The sequence below is a fragment of the Paracoccus lutimaris genome, from assembly GCF_003337565.1.
In the GTDB taxonomy this organism is placed as follows: domain Bacteria; phylum Pseudomonadota; class Alphaproteobacteria; order Rhodobacterales; family Rhodobacteraceae; genus Paracoccus; species Paracoccus lutimaris.
In genome coordinates this window covers 1-1,627 of the sequence record NZ_QPJL01000079.1, presented here as the reverse complement: position 1 = coordinate 1,627, position 1,627 = coordinate 1, and the positions used below count along the sequence as shown (strand labels likewise).

At 60.8% G+C, this 1,627-nt stretch carries 2 protein-coding genes; one reads left to right on the top strand and one right to left on the bottom strand.

What is annotated here, in order from left to right:
- A partial coding sequence (locus tag DFP89_RS19955) for a hypothetical protein (protein WP_147273379.1) occupies positions 1 to 328 on the bottom strand: 328 nt, incomplete at its 3' end.
- Between the two features lie 52 nt (positions 329 to 380).
- Here DFP89_RS19955 and DFP89_RS21075 point away from each other — a divergent pair.
- On the top strand, positions 381 to 665 hold the full coding sequence (locus DFP89_RS21075) for a helix-turn-helix domain-containing protein (protein ID WP_281271226.1): 285 nt from the start codon (positions 381 to 383) through the stop codon (positions 663 to 665).
- The last annotated feature ends 962 nt before the right edge of the window (positions 666 to 1,627 follow it).

The window sequence follows — 1,627 nt, the reverse complement described above, 5'->3', positions numbered from 1 at the left end:
TGAGGCGCAATTCGGCCAGATTGCCGGACGGCCGCGCCGCAAGCCCGGTCTCGAGATCACGGATGCGGTGCTGGATCCGGTCCATCTCCGCCATCACCGCGCGGCCCTCGTCGCTGGCCGCGAACCCCGCAGCAGCCGCACGGGCATCGCAGGCGGCATGATAGCTCCAGGCCTGTTCCAGCGCGGACCGGGTCGTCAGGAACGCCGAATCAATCTCGGGTTCAGCATCATTCCCCGTCCCCGCGATCTGCGACAGCTGCGACAGGCCGTCCGCTGCCTCTGCCGAAACATCACTCAGGCGGCCATTGTCGATTTCCGGTCCCTGCATTGGCCGCCCCTGATCACTGGTTGAACTCACTACACTATGTGAGCAATATACAGTGATATTTGCAAGAGGGGCAGCGACAATTATTTCCGGCATTGAAACACGGCCCAAAGACCCACTCATTCCCGCCTTTGCCACGGTTCTGCGAAGGCGGCGCGAGATGCTGGATCTGTCGCAAGAGGCGCTGGCCCGGCGCGCCGGCATCTCGACGGTCTTCGTCGGCAGGGTCGAAAGCACGCGCAACCAGCCGACGATCAATTCCATGCAGAAGCTGGCGAAGGGATTGGACGCGCGGCTCTCGGACCTGATCCGCGAGGCCGAGGCGCTGGCGAAGCGGTGAAGGGTTGGACGCGGCGCAGAGCCGCAGCAGGTGCATACCAGATCATCCGGCGTCCGCGCGCTTACAATCTCTCGCGGTCCTGATTGCACCGCAGAGGTCACGACAGGCTTCCCCCGGACAATGACGCGGCAGGCCCCCTGGATCAGAGACCGCCGCCGCGCTGGGACTGCGCTGCAATCCGCGTTCAGCATGATCAAATAGTGACAAGCCTCAATTGATCAAATGAAGCATTGATGACGCAGCCTGCGGCTTCGTAGAGTCAGACATGGGTCAATATGTTCATTTGATCATCGGGTGATCTGCTTCATAGCCTCATTGGGTGGAAAGCCTCATTTGATCATGGCGCCAGCGACCAAGACGTTACCCCAGACTTCTATCCAGCATGAGCAAGACGTCGGATTTGAGCTTCAGCCATGTGGACGGGATAGGTAACCGGGGCTGGCGCGACGGGGTTATCCCGGTTCTCTCAGCATCGGCATTCACGCAACTGGTCACGGCCTTGATGGCACCGCCGGGGCCGCGACAAGCTTGCCCGGCCAGTGGCGCGGCAGGCTCCCTTTATCAGCGACCGCCGCTGCGCAGGACCTGCGCTGCAGCGCGCGCACGGAATGATCAAATGGGGATAATCTTCATTTGATCAAATGAAGCTTTGATGTCCCAACCTGCGGGTCCGCAGGGATGGGCACAGGCCAGAATGATCATTTGGTGATCTGCTTCATAGGCTCATTTGGTGATTGTCTTCATGTGAACATGGTTCGGACGACGGGCGCAGGGTCGGCAAAGGCGGCTGCTCGCCGCCCGACCATCATCCGCTAAAATTCTTAACAAACAGTTCCCGCTATGGTCCTGTTGGTGCTTTGCCCCGTTCTGCCCAACGGTTAGGCAGGGGTGAACCACCCGAGACCACGTGATGCATCCCACCCTTGCCGCCCTGACCCTTGTCCTCGCCTGCACGCTGCCCG